The 17,426-nt window shown below is 74.9% G+C and carries 19 protein-coding genes; 12 read left to right on the forward strand and 7 right to left on the reverse strand.

Features of this window, described 5'->3' with window-relative positions:
• Positions 1-24: 24 nt before the first annotated feature.
• The 4 genes from ACWERV_RS00715 to ACWERV_RS00730 form a co-directional block, all read right to left on the reverse strand.
• On the reverse strand, positions 25-2,376 hold the full coding sequence (locus ACWERV_RS00715) for an SCO7613 C-terminal domain-containing membrane protein (RefSeq protein WP_452926954.1): 2,352 nt from the start codon (positions 2,374-2,376) through the stop codon (positions 25-27).
• A 577-nt stretch (positions 2,377-2,953) separates the two neighbouring features.
• Positions 2,954-3,763, reverse strand: coding sequence for an SAM-dependent methyltransferase (locus ACWERV_RS00720; RefSeq protein WP_452926956.1), 810 nt, complete (start codon positions 3,761-3,763; stop codon positions 2,954-2,956).
• Between the two features lie 37 nt (positions 3,764-3,800).
• A complete protein-coding gene (locus tag ACWERV_RS00725) occupies positions 3,801-4,277 on the reverse strand; it encodes a nuclear transport factor 2 family protein (protein WP_452926958.1) in 477 nt (158 codons plus the stop codon).
• A gap of 39 nt (positions 4,278-4,316) precedes the next feature.
• The gene (locus ACWERV_RS00730) at positions 4,317-5,237 is read right to left on the reverse strand and encodes a zinc-binding dehydrogenase (RefSeq protein ID WP_452926960.1); all 921 of its coding nucleotides are present in this window, start codon (positions 5,235-5,237) and stop codon (positions 4,317-4,319) included.
• 134 nt (positions 5,238-5,371) lie between these two features.
• On the opposite strand from ACWERV_RS00730, the gene ACWERV_RS00735 reads away from it, so the two are divergent.
• The 5 genes from ACWERV_RS00735 (at position 5,372) to ACWERV_RS00755 (ending at position 9,522) form a co-directional block, all read left to right on the forward strand.
• Positions 5,372-6,481 (forward strand): LysR family transcriptional regulator, encoded by a 1,110-nt coding sequence (locus ACWERV_RS00735; RefSeq protein WP_452926963.1) that lies wholly within the window; start codon positions 5,372-5,374, stop codon positions 6,479-6,481.
• A gap of 40 nt (positions 6,482-6,521) precedes the next feature.
• Positions 6,522-6,932 (forward strand): YciI family protein, encoded by a 411-nt coding sequence (locus ACWERV_RS00740; RefSeq protein WP_452926966.1) that lies wholly within the window; start codon positions 6,522-6,524, stop codon positions 6,930-6,932.
• 98 nt (positions 6,933-7,030) lie between these two features.
• Positions 7,031-8,170, forward strand: a complete 1,140-nt coding sequence (locus ACWERV_RS00745) for an RNA polymerase sigma factor (protein WP_452927187.1) — start codon at positions 7,031-7,033, stop codon at positions 8,168-8,170.
• A 19-nt stretch (positions 8,171-8,189) separates the two neighbouring features.
• On the forward strand, positions 8,190-8,831 hold the full coding sequence (locus ACWERV_RS00750) for a TetR/AcrR family transcriptional regulator (RefSeq protein WP_452926968.1): 642 nt from the start codon (positions 8,190-8,192) through the stop codon (positions 8,829-8,831).
• A gap of 190 nt (positions 8,832-9,021) precedes the next feature.
• On the forward strand, positions 9,022-9,522 hold the full coding sequence (locus ACWERV_RS00755; protein ID WP_452926970.1) for an SPW repeat protein: 501 nt from the start codon (positions 9,022-9,024) through the stop codon (positions 9,520-9,522).
• 101 nt (positions 9,523-9,623) lie between these two features.
• Here the strand turns inward: ACWERV_RS00755 and ACWERV_RS00760 are convergent, their stop codons facing one another.
• Complete coding sequence (locus tag ACWERV_RS00760; protein WP_398176482.1) at positions 9,624-9,893, reverse strand: DUF6295 family protein; 270 nt, start codon at positions 9,891-9,893, stop codon at positions 9,624-9,626.
• A gap of 5 nt (positions 9,894-9,898) precedes the next feature.
• Positions 9,899-10,714 carry a dienelactone hydrolase family protein gene (locus tag ACWERV_RS00765; protein ID WP_452926973.1) on the reverse strand — a complete coding sequence of 272 codons (816 nt, stop codon included), beginning with the start codon at positions 10,712-10,714 and terminating at the stop codon, positions 9,899-9,901.
• 49 nt (positions 10,715-10,763) lie between these two features.
• On the opposite strand from ACWERV_RS00765, the gene ACWERV_RS00770 reads away from it, so the two are divergent.
• From ACWERV_RS00770 to ACWERV_RS00795, 6 genes are all read left to right on the forward strand, one after another.
• On the forward strand, positions 10,764-11,249 hold the full coding sequence (locus ACWERV_RS00770; protein WP_452926976.1) for a MarR family winged helix-turn-helix transcriptional regulator: 486 nt from the start codon (positions 10,764-10,766) through the stop codon (positions 11,247-11,249).
• A 115-nt stretch (positions 11,250-11,364) separates the two neighbouring features.
• Positions 11,365-12,969 (forward strand): MFS transporter, encoded by a 1,605-nt coding sequence (locus tag ACWERV_RS00775; RefSeq protein WP_452927189.1) that lies wholly within the window; start codon positions 11,365-11,367, stop codon positions 12,967-12,969.
• 85 nt (positions 12,970-13,054) lie between these two features.
• Positions 13,055-13,573, forward strand: coding sequence for a SigE family RNA polymerase sigma factor (locus ACWERV_RS00780; RefSeq protein WP_452926979.1), 519 nt, complete (start codon positions 13,055-13,057; stop codon positions 13,571-13,573).
• A gap of 39 nt (positions 13,574-13,612) precedes the next feature.
• The gene (locus ACWERV_RS00785; protein WP_452926981.1) at positions 13,613-14,431 is read left to right on the forward strand and encodes a hypothetical protein; all 819 of its coding nucleotides are present in this window, start codon (positions 13,613-13,615) and stop codon (positions 14,429-14,431) included.
• A 164-nt stretch (positions 14,432-14,595) separates the two neighbouring features.
• Positions 14,596-14,886 carry a Sec-independent protein translocase subunit TatA gene (gene tatA / locus ACWERV_RS00790; RefSeq protein ID WP_398176492.1) on the forward strand — a complete coding sequence of 97 codons (291 nt, stop codon included), beginning with the start codon at positions 14,596-14,598 and terminating at the stop codon, positions 14,884-14,886.
• A gap of 183 nt (positions 14,887-15,069) precedes the next feature.
• Positions 15,070-16,206, forward strand: coding sequence for a PucR family transcriptional regulator (locus tag ACWERV_RS00795; protein WP_452926985.1), 1,137 nt, complete (start codon positions 15,070-15,072; stop codon positions 16,204-16,206).
• Between the two features lie 45 nt (positions 16,207-16,251).
• On the opposite strand, the gene ACWERV_RS00800 is transcribed toward ACWERV_RS00795, so the two are convergent.
• Positions 16,252-16,764, reverse strand: a complete 513-nt coding sequence (locus ACWERV_RS00800) for a MarR family winged helix-turn-helix transcriptional regulator (protein ID WP_398176496.1) — start codon at positions 16,762-16,764, stop codon at positions 16,252-16,254.
• 101 nt (positions 16,765-16,865) lie between these two features.
• Here ACWERV_RS00800 and ACWERV_RS00805 point away from each other — a divergent pair, with 101 nt between their 5' ends.
• Complete coding sequence (locus ACWERV_RS00805; RefSeq protein WP_398176498.1) at positions 16,866-17,420, forward strand: YceI family protein; 555 nt, start codon at positions 16,866-16,868, stop codon at positions 17,418-17,420.
• Positions 17,421-17,426: the final 6 nt, after the last annotated feature.

A 17,426-nucleotide genomic window follows, 5' to 3' on the forward strand; every position in this document is an offset into this window, starting at 1 on the left:
CGCGGAGGGCTCAAGGGGAGGGGCTCAGTGGAGGGAGTGGAAGGTGGAGCGGAGGCGGCGCGCCTCGGCGAGGCGGCGTTCGTAGGTGGCACCTACGTAGACGAGGAGGCCGCCCGCCAGGGCGACGGGTGCCCAGTGGGGGACGTGCGCGAGGGAGTGGAGGACGGCCGGGGCGAGCTCGTGCGCCGCGTCGGCGAGCAGGACGAGGCCGCCCGCGACGAGCGGGGCCCGGAGGCGGTGCCGGGCGCCGAGCAGGGTCAACGTCAGCGCCGCGGCGCCCAGCAGCAGGGGCCGGGGCCCGTGCGGCTGGGCCCATACCGCGACCAGGCTGGGCAGCAGCGTCGCGCAGAGGCCCGGCCCGTAGGCGGGCCATGAGCCGAGCGCGGGTGTGCGGCGGCGCCGCAGGTGCCCCAGGGCGAGGAGTACGGCGGAGGGCCCGGCGGTGTACGGCTCGGGGGCGTGCACCTCCGCGAGGGCGAGCTGCACCCACAGGGACGCGCTGAGCAGGAGCGCGGCCGCGGTCGCGGCGGCCCGGCGGCGTTCGGCGCGGAGCGCGGTTCCGGCGGCGCCCGCTCCGGCGAGGGCCAGCGCGAGGCTGAGTTCCTGCGGGTGCCCGGCGGTCGCGGTGACCGCCACCGCGCCGAGCACGTATCCGGCGTATTCCGCCCCCGCCCCGGCGGCCCCCGCCACGGATACGGTCGCGAGCGCGACCCCCAGGACGGCGAACGCGGCGAGGTGCGACGGCAGCCCGGCGGCGTGCGCGGCCCGCGCGGCCTCGTACCCGAGTGCGGCGACGGCCACCGTGCCCGCCGGGAGGACGAAGCGCCGCGCCGTGGCGGCGCCGCCCGCGACGACGGCCGCGATCCCCCACACGGTGAGCGCGGCGCCGTCCCGCGCGAGGGACCAGCCGAGGGCGACCGCCCCCGCGGCGAGCAGGACGCAGAGCGCGGCGGCGGGCCCGGCCCCCCACGGCGACGGGAGGTGGGGGCCCGCAGGCCCCGCGGGTCCGGTCCGGGCCAGGGCCGCGGTCGCGGCGAGCGCGAGGGCCGTCGGGACCGCGACCGCCACCGCGTACGGGGCGCCCGCCGCGACGGGCGCGGTCACGGCCGCCGCCACCGCGGCCACCGCCGCCCCGCACCACAGCGGCAGCGCCACCGCCCGGAAACGTACGGCCGCTCCCGCCGCGACAGCCGCCACCAGGGCGGCGACTGTCGCGACGGTTCCGGTGACATGCCACGTCCCGGGGAAGTCCGGTGCCCCGCGCAGGGGTTCGGTGAGTGCGCGGAGCAGGTCCGGAAGGACGGACACGCCTGCGGCGGCCAGCGCGAACGCGCCGGCCGCCGACAGTCCGAGGGCCACGGGGCCGTGGCCGCGGCGGGGCGGCAGGGCGAAGGCCACCGCCGCCAGCAGCGCCGCCGGGCCCGCCCACGCCAGGGGGAGCCAGGTGTGCGGCAGCGCGAGGTGCGGTGCGACCGCGGCGGCGGCGAGCAGGGCCAGGCCCGCGAGCGCCGCCGTGGCCGTACGGACGGGCGGGGCGGCGGCGCGCAGGCCCGCCGCCCCCAGGCCCAGCGCGGCGGCGAGCAGCAGCGGGACGCAGGCGCGCAGCGCCGGGCCGTAGGAGTCGAAGGAGTACGCGGCCGCGCCCGCGAGCAGGCCCCCCGCGGCCGCCCCCACCGCCGCGGCGCCGACCGCGAAGGGCCCCGGCACGCGCGCCCGCAGCCGCGCCGCCACGGCGAGGTCCGCGCCCGCGCTCACGAGCAGGGCGTACGCCAGCCCCGTGGCGTGGGCGTGCGCGTACCCCGCGGTGAGCGGGGCGGGCAGTTGCAGCAGGAGCAGGGCGGCATACGGCAGCAGCTCCGAGCGGCTGAGCCGCGCGTACGCCGCCGCGCCCGCCGCGGCGAGCCCCGTGACCGCGGCCCAGTAGCCGTACGCCCGTACGCCGTCGAGCCCGGCGAGTCCCGCGGCCCGTGCGGCGTACGCGTCGAGCAGCACCAGCGCGAGGCCCACCGCCGAGGCGGTCTCCGCGGTGGCGGCCAGGGCACGGCGCCGCAGCGGGAAGGGCGCGGCCAGTACGGCGAGCGTCAGCACCGCCAGGACGGCGGTGCGGGCGCCGATCCCGAAACGCCCCCAGCTCACGAGCGTGAACACCAGCCCGGCGAGGGTGAGCAGCGAGCCGCCGAGCGTGAGCAGCAGCGTCTGCGCGGACCGCGCCCCGACCTCCGTCACCGGCACCCCCGCGACGTCGGCGCGCCGCCCCCGCAACGCCGCGAGCAGCACCGCCCGCCGCTGCACCAGCACCGCCTGCCGCGCCGCGATCCCCCGCAACTCCGCGGCGATGAGCCCCAGTTCCACCACCTCGCCCCCGACGAGCGGCAACCCGCACCGCCCACACCCGGCGTCAGCCGGACCAAGCGGCCACCCACAGTCGGGACACCGGTCGAATTCCATCCCCCGAGTCTGCGATCCCCCCCGCCGAGCGGCATGAGTACGCATACTCAATCCCACCCGCCCCCCCGTGCCCCCTCCGCACCGCCGCCGCCCACCCCGCAGACCCGCGCCCCCGCAGGGGCGCGGGGAACCGCGCGCCCAGCCCCCACGGCCCGGTGGCCGGGAACGGTGGTCGCCCCGCAGGGGCGCGGGGAACTGCGCGCTCAGCCCCCACGGCCCGGTGGCCGGAGACGGCGGTCGCCCCCCCAGGGGCGCGGGGAACTGCGCGCTCAGCCCCCACCGCCCGGTGGCCGGAGACGGTGGTCGCCCCCCCAGGGGCGCGAGGAACTGCGCGCCCAGCCCCCACCGGCCGATGGTCCGGCGCGAACCGGATCGCCCCTCCGGGTCGGCAACCCCCCACCGCCCGGCAGCGGCCCCGCAGGGGCGCGGGGAACTGCGCGCTCAGCCCCCACCGCCCGGTGGCCCGGCGCGGACCGGACCCCCGGAGCCCGCGGCAGCGGGGAGGTCAGGGTGTCGGGACGAGCGTGAGGTACGCGATGCCCAGAGTCGCCCGGTACCCGCGGAGCCACGCGCAGCGGTGAGCGTCGAGGCGTTCGCGGGTCGCTCGGGCCGCCGGGTGGGCGGGGTGGGCGGCGAGCCATAGTTCGGCGTCGGCGAGGTAGCCGGATTCGAAGTCGTCCCATTCCGCGCGGTCCGCGGATTCGATCCACACGGGGCGCAGTCCCGCGGCGGCCGCGGTGTCGACGAGGGTCGCGAGGTCGGTGTGGTCGGTGGCGGCGGCGTCCGGCCAGGACGCCGCCAGCTCCGCGGGGGTGGGCTCGCGTTCCCAGTAGCCCTCGCCGAGGAGCACGCGGCCGCCGGGCCGGACGCGGGCGCGCAGGGCGGCGAGCGCGTCGGGGAGGTTGTCGGCGAGGGCCTGGCTCGCGCCGAGGCAGAGGACGATGTCGGCGGGCTCGGTGTCGGCGGTGGCCGCGTCCGTTTCGACGAAGTCGGTCCGCGGGGTGAGTCCGCGGGCGGCCGCGTGGGCGCGGCCGCGTGCGAGGTCGTCGGGGGCGAGGTCGAGGCCGGTGCCGTGCGCCGCGGGGGCCGCGGTGAGGAGGCGCAGCATGAGTTCGCCCCAGCCGCAGCCGATGTCGAGGACGCGTCCGCCGTCGGGTGCGGCGGCCAGTACCGGGGCGAGGCGCTGCACCCAGCGTGCGGCGCGTGCCTCGCCGATGGGTCCGTGGAAGACCAGGGAGGTGAGCCGCGGCGGCCCGTCGTCTGCGGGTTCAGGCGTGGGGGCCGGGTCCGGCGGGAGGTGTGCGGATCGCGTCATCCGGCGAACCTACGCACCGCCCGCCGCGGCGGGCACCTCAATTACCGGCGGCGGTCTCGGCAGGGAAGAGCGTCGCGGCGACGTGGTGCGTGTCGGCGTACTCGATCACCGAGGTGATGCGCCCCTCCCGTACCGTGAAGATCCCGATGCACCGGTTGTCGTACGCGGCCCCGTGCACCGTCCGCGCCTTCGACGTCCATTCGGCGACGACGCGTTCGCCTTCCGCGACGGTGCTCACCAGCTCGATGCGCATGGTGCCGGGCACGAACACCGTGCCCATGGCGCCGAGGAAGTCGTTGACGATCGCGTCCCGGCCCTGCCAGATCTTCGAGGTGGGGAGCGAGCCGGGGTAGTGCCAGGTGACGTCGGGCGCGAAGCTCTCGCGGATGAGGTCGATGTCGCCGTCGCGGACGGCCTCCACGTAGCGGACGACGACGGCGCGCGGGTCGGTGAGGCGGGTCTGCGGGGTGGCCTGCGGGGCGGCCTGCGGGGCGGTCTGCAGGGTCTCGTTCATGGCGGGGAGCCTTTCTGTGGGAAGAGGAAGAGAGGATGGTCAGGCGAGGGTCAGCACGGCCTTGCCGCGGATGCGGCGTTCTCGCAGGTCGGTGAGGGTCGCGGCGGTGTCCGCCCAGTCGGCGACCCGGCCGATCTCCGGGTGGAGGCGGCCGCCTGCGGTGAGGCGGACGAGCGCGGCGAGGTCCGTGTCGAGCGGGGTGTCCGCGTCGAGGTAGTGGAAGTGGCGGATGACCGCCGATTCGGGGCCTGCGAAGAAGTCGAAGAAGTCGAGGGTGACGGGGGTGCGGCTGGCCTGGCCGAACCAGATGAGGGTGCCGCGGCGGGCGAGCCGGGCGAGGGCGGCGGGGAGTGCGGCGCCGCCGGTGGATTCGAGGACGACGTCGTACGGGCCGCGGGCGGCGGTGACGTCGTGGACGACCTCGGCGGCGCCCAGTTCGCGCAGCCGTGCGCCGCGTTCGGCGTCCCGGGTGACGGCGGTGACCTCGGCCCCGGCGGCGGCCGCCAGTTCGGTGACGTAGTGGCCGACGCCGCCGGAGGCGCCGGTGAGCAGCATGCGGCGGCCGGGGACGGGGCCCGCGGCGCGCAGCAGGCGCAGCGCGGTGAGGCCCGCGAGGGGGAGGGCGGCGGCCTGGAGGGTGGTGACGGTGTCGGGGAGGACGGCGAGCGCGGTGGTGGGGACGGCGGCGAACTCCGCCCATCCGCCGCTCATCGGGTGGCCGACGACCCGGGCGAAGCCCGCGGGGCCGGTGCCGTCGGCGGCGGGCTGGACGACGAGTCCGGCGATGTCCTTGCCGGGGCGGTCGCCGGGCGCGGGCGCCTCCAGCTTGAAGGTCTCGCCGCGGTTGACGGAGAAGGCCTCGACCTTCACGAGCGCCTCCCCGGGCCCCGGTACGGGCTCGGGCACCTCGGCCAGTGCGACGGGTTCGGCGGCGTCCCCGGTGGGTATGTAGGCCTTCATCTCTTCCTGCCCCCTTCTGGTGTGTTCTGCGGCGCCCTCGGCGTCTGACGTCATCCCACCGCGACCGCCCCCGCCCCGGCCAACAACCTTGCGGCCCCTTCGACAACCGGACGTTGTCGGCTATGGTCAGGCCCATGGACGAGGCCCTGGATTCCGGTTCCACCCCAGTCGCTCCCGGTCCCGCTCCCGGTCCTGATCTCGATCTCGACCTCGGCCATGTCCGGGCCTTCGCCGTCACCGCCGAGACGCTGCACTTCGGGCAGGCCGCCGCCCGGCTCGGGATCTCCCAGCAGGCGCTGTCCAAGCGGGTCGCCCGGCTGGAGGCGCTGCTCGGCGCCCGCCTCCTCGACCGTGACGGCGGCGCGCGGGGCACCCGGCTGACCGACGCCGGGGAGCGGTTCGTGCCCGCGGCGCGGGAGGCGCTGGCGGCGGGGGAGCGGGCGGTGGCCGCGGTGCGCGGCGGGCGGCAGGCGCTGCGGCTGGACGTGTGGGGGCATCTGTACGCCCCGATGCGCACCGTCGCGCACGCCGCCGACGCGGCCGCGGCGGCCGACCCGGCGCTGCGGCTGGAGCCGGGTCCGGGGCGGGACTGGCCGTCGGTCGCGGAGGCGCTGCTGAGCGGGGCGGCGGACGCGGGGTTCGGGCGGGTGCACCCGCTGCCGGACGGGCGGGACCGGGGGCTGGCGCACCGGCTGGTGCGGCTGGAGCCGGTCGACGCGGTGGTCAGCGCCGCGCACCCGCTCGCCGGGGCGGCCGAGCTGCGCCCGTCCGACCTGCGCGACAGCGTGCTGTGGGCCCCGGCGGAGCTGCCGCGGCTGGACTTCCTGCGCCGCTTCGCCGACGACTTCGGCATCGCCGGGCGCCAGAGCGGCCCGAACCTCGGCCCCGACCACCTCGTCCAGCACATCCGCGACGACCCGCGGTTCTTCACGCTGGTGCCCGCGGACGCGCCGCTGCCGTCGTCCGCGGGCCTGCGGTCGATCCCGCTGACCGGCCCGACACCGCTCTACGCCTGGTCCCTGGCCTGGCGCGACACCCCGCGGCATCCGCTGCTGGACGCCCTGCTGGGCGCGTTCACCGCGGCGGCCCGAGCCCGCCGCTGGCTCGACTACGTGCCCGGCCGCGACTGGCTCCCGGACGCCGACCACGCGCAGCTCGCGCCGTCCGCGGGCGGCGGAAAAGAAAATCCGGGAAATCTCACGGGGGATGTCGAGAACCGCGGTGCGGCTCCGTCCTCGGAGTGAAGGCGGCCAGAATGGGCCGCACCGCACGGAGGAGACCACCATGGCCAAGTACCTGCTGCTCAAGCACTACCGGGGTGCTCCGGCGCCGGTCAACGACGTCCGCATGGACCGGTGGACGCCCGAGGAGGTCACCGCGCACATCCAGTTCATGCGGGACTTCGCGGCGAAGCTGGAGGAGACGGGCGAGTTCGTGGACGCGCAGGCGCTCGCGCCCGAGGGCACCTGGGTGCAGTACGGCGGCGAGGGCCGCCCGCCGGTCACCGACGGGCCGTTCGCCGAGACGAAGGACCTCATCGCGGGCTGGATGGTGATCGACGTCGACAGCTACGAGCGCGCCGTCGAGCTGGCGGGCGAGCTGTCCGCGGCGCCGGGCGCGGGCGGCCGGCCCATCCACGAGTGGCTGGAGCTGCGCCCGTTCATGACCGAAGAGCCCCCGACGATCACGGAGTGACGGTGCGCGACAGGCGTACGCCGCCGGATCCCGCGGGCCCCACCCGGCCCGCGGGCCCGGCGTCCTGCGACGAGGCGCCCGCGCCCCTCGACGAGGCCCTGCTGCGCGGCCTCACCCCGTACGTCCTGACCGTCCTCGTCCGCCGCGGGGCGGACTTCGCGACGGCCGAGGACGCGGTGCAGGACGCGCTCGTGGAGGCCGTGCGCGTCTGGCCGGGCGAGCCGCCGCGCGATCCGCGCGGCTGGCTGGTGGCCGTCGCGTGGCGGCGCTTCCTGGACGTGGCCCGCGCGGAGAGCGCGCGCCGCCGCCGGGAGGACCGGGTCGACCGGGAGCCGGCGCCGGGGCCCGCGCCCGGCGCGGACGACACGCTGCGGCTCTACTTCCTGTGCGCCCACCCGGCGCTGAGCCCCTCCTCGGCGGTGGCGCTGACGCTGCGCGCGGTCGGCGGGCTCACGACCCGGCAGATCGCGGGCGCCTACCTCGTGCCCGAGGCGACGATGGCGCAGCGCATCAGCCGCGCCAAGCGCACCGTCTCGGGCGAGCGGCTGGACCGGCCCGGTGACGTCGGCACCGTGCTGCGCACGCTCTACCTGGTCTTCAACGAGGGCTACTCCGGTGACGTCGACCTCGCCGCCGAAGCGATCCGGCTCACCCGGCAGCTGGCCGCCGCGTTCGACCACCCCGAGGTCGCGGGCCTGCTCGCGCTGATGCTGCTGCACCACGCCCGGCGCGCGTCCCGTACCGGGCCGGACGGCGCGCTCGTGCCGCTCGCCGAGCAGGACCGCGGCCGCTGGGACACCGCCGCGATCGCCGAGGGCGTGGCGATCCTGCAGGGGGCGCTGTCGCGCGACCGGCTCGGCGAGTTCCAGGCGCAGGCGGCGATCGCGGCCCTGCACGCGGATGCGCCGACCGCCCGGGAGACGGACTGGGTGCAGATCGTCGAGTGGTACGACGAGCTGGAGCGGCTGACCGGCAGCCCGGTCGTCCGCCTCAACCGCGCGGTCGCGGTCGGCGAGGCGGACGGCCCGCGCGCGGGGCTGGCCGCGCTCGCCGCCCTCGACCCCGCCCTGCCCCGCTACACCGCCGCGTCCGCGTACCTCCACGAGCGGGCCGGTGACCTGCGTGCCGCGGCCCGGCTCTACGCCGAGGCCGCCGGGCAGGCCGCCGCCGTCCCGGAGCGCACGCACCTGACGCGGCGGGCCGCCCGTCTCAACACGGAGCTGAACACGGCCCGTTGAGGTGGCATCCTCGGGTGGCGTGGAGAACGTACGGGTGCGGCGGACGCGCAAGCTGCTGCGGGACGCGCTCATCGAGCTGATCGAGGAGCGCGGCTTCGACCGCGTCACGGTCGGCGAGATCTGCGCGCGGGCGATGGTCAGCCGGGCCGCCTTCTACCGCAGCCACCGGGACAAGTACCAGCTCGTCGAGACGATCTTCGACGAGGCCGTCGAGGAGATGCTCGGCGCGATGGCGGGGGAGGGCGGGGAGGACGGGAAGGACGGCGAGGGCGGGGAGCACGGGGAGGACGGCACGGACGGGGCCGAACGCTCGCCGCTGGAGCGCTGGATCGGCTTCTACCAGCACATCGACACCTACCACCGCTTCTACGGCGCCCTGCTCGGCCGCGGCGGCAGCCCGTGGTTCGCCGACCGCATGCGCGCGACGCTCGCCGGAATGGTCGCCGAGCACCTGCCCGCTCCGCCGGGCCGGGCCCCCGACGCGGGCGGCGGCCTCGTGCCGACGGTGCTCGCCGCGTTGTCCGTGCAGTCCATCACGTGGTGGCTGGAGCAGGGGCGGCCGTACCCGCCGCGGGGGATCGCGGTGCGGTCGGCGCGGCTGGCGTCGGCGGTGATCGCGGAGGCGCAGTCGTGGGAGGGCGCGGGGGGACGAAACGGGTAGCCGCGCGTCGCCTGGGACACACCGTGCGTGACCAGGACAAAACATTCTGAATGTATGCGCCGTATAAGTGGCCACCCCGCTCTTCCCAGACCTACGCTGAGTTATGGATGCGGCACTTCGGGGCGGAGACCCGGAGACATCCGTCGGCAGAAACGAACTGCACCCGCACACTGCGAAGGAGGTGGCTGGAATGGCCACCGATTCGACTCACTCGACATCGCAGATCGACACCCATCCCGACCTGATGGCCCTGCGCGGCCGTTACGCCGAGGCGTCTGCGAAGCCGATCTCGGGGCTGATCGAGGGCCTGTGCCTGTTGACCGGTCTCTACCTCGCGATCTCGCCGTGGGTGGTGAACTTCACCGGGTTCACCGGCCTGCGCGTGAGCAACCTGATCACCGGCATCGCGCTCGCCGTCCTGGCCATGGGCTTCGGCTCCGTGCTGGAGCGGACCGTGGGTCTTGGCTGGTGCGCCATCGCGATCGGCGTGTGGACGATCATCGCGCCCTGGGCGATCGCCGGACCCAACGCGGCCACCACCCACACGATCGTCAACAACGCGATCGTCGGCGGCGTCGCCTGTGCGCTCGGGCTGGCCACGATGGGGCTCGGCATGATGGGCGGCAGCAGGCGCGGATCCCGCGCGGCGGCACGCGGCACGACCGCCGCCGAGCACAGCGCCCGCCGCTGAGGCGGCAGCGCAAGCGCCCCCAAGGGGCGCGGGGAGATCTCCCCGCGCCCCTTCGTGCTGCCCGGGACCGCGCGGGGCGGACCCGCAGCCCCGGGGCCGGGCTAGACCCGCATCTCCGCCGGGACGGCCGCCAGCGCGGCCTGGATCGCCTCGACCAGGCGCACCGCGGACTCCGCGGTGAGTTCGAGCGCGACGCGCGCGGCCGGGCCGCGCGAGGGGTCGGTGAAGTCGATGTTGAGCGTGTGCTCGGCCATCGCGTGCACGGGGTGGTCGAAGTAGACCGTCACGTCCGAGACGTGGAACCACCCGCCGTCGGGACCGGGCTTGGCGCTCCCGTCGACGACGTCCTTGATCGTCGTGTACGTGCACATGCCGCTCAGCCCTCCGCCGACGCGAGGTGCTTGCCGTAGAAGGCCTCGATGCGCTCCCAGCCGTCGTTGGCGGCGGCCACGTCGTAGCTCGGGCGGTGGGTCGCGAAGAACGCGTGGCCCGCGCCCTCGTAGGAGTGGAACTCGAAGTCCTTGCCGTGCTCGGTGAGGATCCGGCCGAGTTCGGCGACCTGTTCCGGGCTCGGGTACTTGTCCTCGCCGCCGAACAGGCCGAGCAGCGGGGCGCCGAGCCGCGGCAGGTCCGCGACGAGCGGGGTGACCTTCATGTTCATGCCCTCGGGCACCTCGCCGACGACGAAGGCGCCGTAGCAGTCCACGGCCGCGTCGACGTCGTCCAGCCGGCAGGCGGCGAGCACCGCCTGGCGGCCGCCGGAGCAGTGGCCGATGACACCGATCCGGCCGTTGGCGTACGGCAGCGCGCGCAGGTACGCGGCCGCGCCGGCCACGTCGCCGACCAGCCGCTCGTCCGGCACCCCGCCCGCCGCGCGGCCCACCGCGGCCGCGTCGTCGGGGGCCGCGCCCGGGGCCTCGCGGTGGAAGAGGTTGGGGCAGATCGCGTCGTAGCCCATCTCGGCGAAGCGGCGCACGAATTCCTTGGTGCCGCGGTCGTAGCCGGGAAGGTGGTGGATGACGACGACGCCGCCGCGGCTGCGGGTGCCGGCGGGGCGCGCGAGGTACGCCTCGATCGCGTCGCCGCCGTGGCCGGTGACCGTGATCGTGGTGGCGAAGAGGGACCCGGCGGAGGTGTCCGGGAAGTCGGCTGGGTAGGCCGGACGAGCGGAGGAAGCAGAGGCTTCAGTCATGCGGCCATCTTTACCATAAGGCCGGACTGAACAGTTTATACTGAGAACCATGGAGCCCAGCGGCAGCTCGGACACACACCCGGCCGAACCGGACGTCCCCGGCGAGCCCGGCAGCCCCGCCCGGCTCGCCGCCGACCTGCGGGCCGCGCTCGGCCCCCTGGTCCGGCGGCTGCGGCAGTTCAAGCCCGGCGACGAACTGACCCTCTCGCAGACCTCCGCCCTCGTCCGGCTGGACCGCGAGGGCGCCGCGACCGCCTCCGAACTGGCCACCGCCGAAGGCATCCGCCCGCAGTCGATGGCCACGATCGTCGCCCGGCTGCACGAGCGCGGCCTCGTCACCCGCGAGCCCGACCCCCGCGACGGCCGGCGCATCGTCGTCACCGTCTCCGAGGCCGGACGCGCGGGCCTGCGCGGCTCCCGGCAGGAGAAGGCGCGCCGCCTCACCCGGGCCATCGCCGACGAACTCACCCCCGAGGAGCAGGCCACCCTCGCGGCGGCCCTCCCCCTGCTGGAGAGGATCACCCGGCGTGTCTGAGCCCGCGCACATACACCTGGCCGAGGACGGCGAGGGCGGCAGCGGCGGCGCCACGGCCAGTGGGCAGCGGCCCGACCGCTACAAGTGGATCGCGCTGTCCAACACCAGCCTCGGGATGTTCATGGCCACGGTGGACTCCTCCATCGTGATCATCTCCATGCCGGCGATCTTCCGCGGCATCCACCTCGACCCCTTCGCGGCCGGCAACATCAGCTACCTGCTGTGGATGATCATGGGCTACCTGCTGGTCACCGCGGTGCTGGTGGTCACCCTCGGGCGGCTCGGCGACATCGTCGGCCGGGTACGGATGTACAACCTCGGCTTCGTCGTCTTCACCCTCGCCTCCGTCGCGCTGTCCTTCGACCCCTTCCTCGGGCCGTCCGGCGCCCTGTGGCTCATCGGCTGGCGCGTGGTGCAGGCCCTCGGCGGCTCCATGCTCATGGCCAACTCCGCCGCGATCATCACCGACGCCTTCCCCTCCCACCAGCGCGGCATGGCCCTCGGCATCAACCAGATCTCCGCGCTGTCCGGCCAGTTCATCGGCCTCGTCCTCGGCGGCCTGCTGTCCGCGTGGGACTGGCGCGCGGTCTTCTGGGTCAACGTCCCCGTCGGCATCGTCGGCACCGTCTGGGCCTACCGCTCGCTGCGCGAGACCTCCGCCCGGACCAGGTCGCGTATCGACTGGTGGGGCAACCTCACCTTCGCCGCCGGACTCGGCGCGATCCTCGTCTCCATCACCTACGGCATCCAGCCCTACGCCGGCCACACCATGGGCTGGACCAGCCCCAAGGTCCTCGCCGGGCTCATCGGCGGCAGCGTGCTGCTGCTCGCCTTCTGCGTCATCGAGTCCCGCGTCACGGACCCGATGTTCAACCTCGGCCTCTTCCGCAACCGCGCCTTCACCGCGGGCAACGCCGCCTCGCTGCTGGCCTCCGTCGCCCGCGGCGGCCTGCAGTTCATGCTCATCATCTGGCTCCAGGGCATCTGGCTGCCGCTGCACGGCTACGACTACGCCGACGCCCCGCTGTGGGCGGGCATCTTCCTGCTCCCCCTCACCGCCGGGTTCCTCATCGCCGGCCCCCTGTGCGGCTGGCTGTCCGACCGCTACGGCGTACGCCTGTTCACCACCGGCGGCCTCGTCCTGTTCAGCAGCAGCTTCGTGGGCCTGCTGCTGCTCCCGATCACCTTCCCGTACTGGGCGTTCGCGCTGCTCATCATGTGCAACGGGATGGGCTCGGGGATGTTCTCCGCGCCGAACACCTCGGCGATCATGAGCAGCGTCCCGAACACGCACCGCGGGGCCGCGTCCGGGATGCGGTCCACCTTCCAGAACAGCGGCATGTCGCTGTCCATCGGGATCTTCTTCTCCCTGCTCATCGTCGGCCTCGCCGACCGCCTCCCCGCCGCCCTCTCCTCCGGCCTCCAGGCCCAGGGCGTCCCCGCCGCCACCGCCGCCCAGGCCGCGGCCCTCCCGCCCGTCTCGACGGTCTTCTCCGCCTTCCTCGGCATCAACCCCGTCCAGACCCTCCTCGGGCCCAGCGGCGTCCTCCCCACCCTCCCGGCCCACAACCGCGCCGTCCTCACCGGCAAGGAGTTCTTCCCGAACCTCATCTCCGCCCCCTTCCACCACGGCCTGGTCATCGTCTTCACCGCCGCCGCGGCGATGGGCCTGCTGGCGGCGACGGCGAGTCTGCTGCGGGGCAGCGGCAAGCGGGCCTGAGAGCTTCACGCCGGGGCTGTAACGCGCGGACCCGCACGACGCGTCGTAAGGACGTGAGCGCGTCGTCCGGAGGGAGCCGCACACAGTGCGTCCAGCACAGACCCAGGAGTACCTCGATTTCGCCCGGACCCGCATGGGTCCGCTCTACCGGTCGGCGTGCCTGCTGACCGGCGGCGACACCCATCTCGCCGAGGACCTCGTCCAGGAGACCCTCGGCCGGATGTACGTCGTCTGGGGCGGCCGCCGCGCCAAGCTCGGCAACCCGGCCGCGTACGCCCAGACCGTCCTCGTCCGCGCCTTCCTGTCGCACCAGCGCCGCCGCAGCGCGACCGAACGCCCGACGGCGGAGCCGCCGGAGCCGCCGCCCGTCGCCGACCCGCGCGACGACGCCACGCTGCGCCTGACCCTGCTCACGGCGCTCCAGCGGCTCAGCCCGCAGGACCGGGCCGTCCTGGTGCTGCGCTACTGGGAGGACCGCAGCATCGACGAGACCGCCACCGTGCTGGGCGCCAGCGCGGGCGCGATACGTACCCGGTCCTCCCGTGCGCTGGACCGCCTGCGCGCCGAGCTCGGTGACGAACTGCCCGACCTCGTCGACCACTGAGCATCCCGAAATCCTCCTCCGCACCTTGTGAGGGCACCCATGCACGTGGACTTCGAAGAGCGTCTCAGCACGATGCTGCGGCGCACCGCCGACACCTTCGCCCCCGACGACCCGCTGCTGCTGGTCGCCACCGGTCACGCCAGGGGCCGCAGGATGCGCCGCCGCCGCACGGCGGGCGTCGCCGCGGGGGCCGTCGCCCTGGTCGTCCTCGCGGCCGGCGGGGTGGCCGCCGGGACCGCACTGTCGCGCGACGGCTCAGGCGTGGCGGCCACCCCGTCCGGGGCGTCGCCCACGGTCACCGAGCCGGACTTCGCGACGGTCAACACCATGACACAGCGGCTCGTCCGGCTCCTGCCGCCCACCGCCCGGACCACGGGCAGCGGGGGCCGCGAACCCGGGGACGGCGTGGGCCCGGACGTCACGGTCGGGCTGGACATGGACAACGGCACGCTGGAGGTCGAGCTCGCCATCGGCAAGGAGCCCCGGGAAGCCTTCGCCTGTACGCCCGGAACCCCGTCCGACCGGTGCAGGATCCGGAACGTGAACGGCGGTCGGCTGCTGCTCACCAAGGACGACGCGTCGGTGATCGGCCACCGGGCGCCGGGCCAGGGCTGGGTCCTGGCCCTCTACAAGAAGGGTGACCACATCGTGGCTCTGGGGCAGTACCACGTCACCGCGAGCGGCTTCCCGGACACCGAGACGCCCTTCGGGGCTCCCATGCTCGACGAGGCGCAGATCACGCGCATCGTCACCGACCAGGCCTGGAGCCAGGTGGCCGACACGCTGCCCTCGCCGTCCCGGCTCTCCTACAACACCCCGCCCGGCGGGGCCGCGGCCAGGGGATCCGCCCCCCGCTGACACATCCCCGCGGCACACGCCAGACCTGGAGGGTCTTCCCGTTCACGCGCTTTTTGCGCATGCTTTGAGTACCCGGGTGCCGTTCAGCGCGGCTTCCGGGTGACAATGCGAAGTCGAGGCGCCGACGTCAGAGGTAGTCGGACCCTGAGCGAAACGAGGATCCCATGTTGCGAAACGGGCTGGAGCCGTGGCACCTGATCGTGGTGGCGATCGTCGTCATCGTGCTGTTCGGGTCCAAGAAGCTTCCCGAGGCCGCGCGCGGTCTCGGCAAGTCGATGCGCATCCTGAAGTCCGAGGCCAAGGCCATGAAGACGGATGACGGGGGCGCCGCCGCGAGCGCCGCGCCGACGTCCACCGCGACGCCTGCGCCCGAGGCCATCACCCCGAGCGACGTCGTGACGGCGCAGGAGGCCGCCCCGGCGTCCTCCCCGCAGGCCTCGACGACGGCGAAGTAACGCCCCGCGTCACCCCGAGCAGCACCCCGGAACCCCGGACGGCCGCGGCCGTCCGGGGTTCCGTGCTGTCGGTGCGCCGAACCCGCGAGCGCCCCGGCGTTTCCGGGATCCGGCAGCGTTGGTAGGTTCTCCGTGTCCGGCTTACGGCAACCGGCGGTCATGGGACGGGCAGGGGTGGGGGACGTGGGGACGGGCACGGGCACGACGACGGGTGCCGGCGCGCCCACGCACGGGCACGGGCACGGCGTCCCCGCGGAATTCCTCGCGGGCTTCCCCGAGGCCCTCGCCGACATCTCCCTCAGCTGCCGCACCCTGACCCGCGCCGAGCGCGAGAGCCGCCGGGTGCTCGGGGAGCAGGCCGCCGACGCCGGGATAGGGCTGCGCGAGCTGACCGCCGGGCACCTGGCCGCCGCCCGCCGGGCCTGGTCCACGCTGCCGGGCGTCACCGGCGCCCGCGACCCCGGTGACCTGCGCCGTACCGGCGCCGCCGTGCTGGCCGCGCTGGAGGCGGGGGTGAACGCCCTCGCCGAGGGCCACGCGCGGGCCCAGCGGCACGCGGTGCGCCGCGCCGAGGCCGAACGGCGGGCTTTCGTCGACGACCTGCTGTACGGCCGCAGCGACCCGGGCCGGATCGCCGAGCAGGCCGAACGCTTCGGGCTGCGGCTCGCCGAACGCCACGTCGTGGTCGTGGCCGCACCCCCGTCCGGCGAGGCGTACGACGAGCGGCACACGCTGCTGCGGCGGATCGAACGCGAGCTGGCGGGCCGCTTCGGCGACCACGACGCGCTCGTCGCGCCCAAGGACGGGCGGCTCGTGTGCGTCGCCCCCACCGAGCAGCAGCCGGTGCTGGACGCGTTCGTGAAACTCGCCACGGCGGAGGAGGGCGGCGGCCGGATCGCGGTGAGCCGCCCGCACAGCGGGGCGGCGGGCGTGGTGCGCTCCTACGAGGAGGCGCTCAGCGCGCTGGACCTCGCGGAGCGGCTGGCGCTCGACCTGCGCGTGCTCATGGCCGCGGATCTGCTGGTCTTCCCGGTCCTCATGCGGGACCGGGCCGCGATGTCCGACCTCGTGCACTCGGTGCTCGGGCCGCTGCGGGACGCGCGCGGCGGGGCCGTGCCGCTGCTGGAGACCATCTCCGCGTATGCCGCCTCCGGCTATGTGAACGCGGAGGCCGCGCGCCGCCTCGACCTCAGCGTGCGCGCGCTCGCGTACCGGCTGGAGCGCATCGCCGCGCTCACCGGCTTCGACCCGGACGACCCGCTCCAGCGCTACACCCTCGAAACCGCGGCCCTCGGCGCCCGCCTCCTCGGCTGGCCCTGACGCCCCGCCCCGCGCTTCGCGTGGAACAGGCGAAGGGGCGGGGCCTTACGCGTCGCAAGGCCCCGACGCGTCGTCGGAGTCGTCCGCGCGAGCCGCTTCGCAGGCGGGTTGCAGGCCCGCCGTGATGGCCTGCCCGATCTCGCGGAGGGCGGCGAGCTGCTCCGGCGTCAGGACGTCGAAAAGGTGCTCGCGCACGGTCGTGACATGCCCCGGCGCCGCAGCGGCGAGCGCCTCGTACCCGGCGGACGTGAGCGCGCAGACCCATCCGCGGCGGTCGCCGTCCGCGGGGCGCCGTTCGACCCATCCGTTGCGTTCGAGCGCGGCCACCGCGTGGGAGAGGCGGCTGCGGGAAGAGAGGGACGCGTCGGCGAGTTCACTCATGCGCAGGCGGCGGTGGGGCGCCTCCGAGAGGCGTACCAGGATCTCGTAGTACGCCATGGGCATACCCGCCTCCTGCCGCATCTGCCGGTCCAGGTGCGCGGCGAAGGTGACGCTGGCGGACAGGTAGGCCCGCCAGATGTCCTGCTCGTCCGCGCTCAGCCATCGCACATCGTCCATAGCTCCACTATAAAGGTGGTTGAACTCTCAACACCACCGAGTTATGGTTACTGAGTCTTCAATCACCGCCCGCTCCGATGATCCGCCCGAGGAGTTCCGCCATGAGCACGCAGACCGAAGTGATCGACGGCTATGTCGCCGGGACGTGGACGATCGACACCGTGCACTCCGACGTGTCCTTCTACGTCCGGCACCTCGGTGTCTCCAAGGTCCGCGGCCACTTCGCGGCCTTCGAGGGCACCATCGTCACCGCCGAGGACCCGCTGGAGTCCACCGTCAACGCGGTGATCAAGACCAACTCGGTCTCGACCAACAACGAGACCCGCGACACCCACGTGCGCAGCGCGGACTTCCTCGACGTCGAGACGTACCCGGAGCTGACCTTCACCTCCACCGGCATCCGCCCGCAGACCTCCGAGCTGTTCGAGGTGGACGGCGAGCTGACGCTGCACGGCGTGACCAAGGCCGTGACCCTCACCCTGGAGCTCAACGGCTTCGGCAAGGGCTTCGACGGCAACCCGGTGGCCGGTTTCTCCGCGGCGACCGAGATCAGCCGCGGTGAGTTCGGCGTGACGGGCGGGGCCGCGGGGGCCGCCGTCAGCGACAAGATCAAGATCGCGCTGGAGATCGAGGCGGGTCTCGCCACCCAGGGCTGAGCCGCA

Source organism: Streptomyces sp. NPDC004031 (assembly GCF_053604375.1).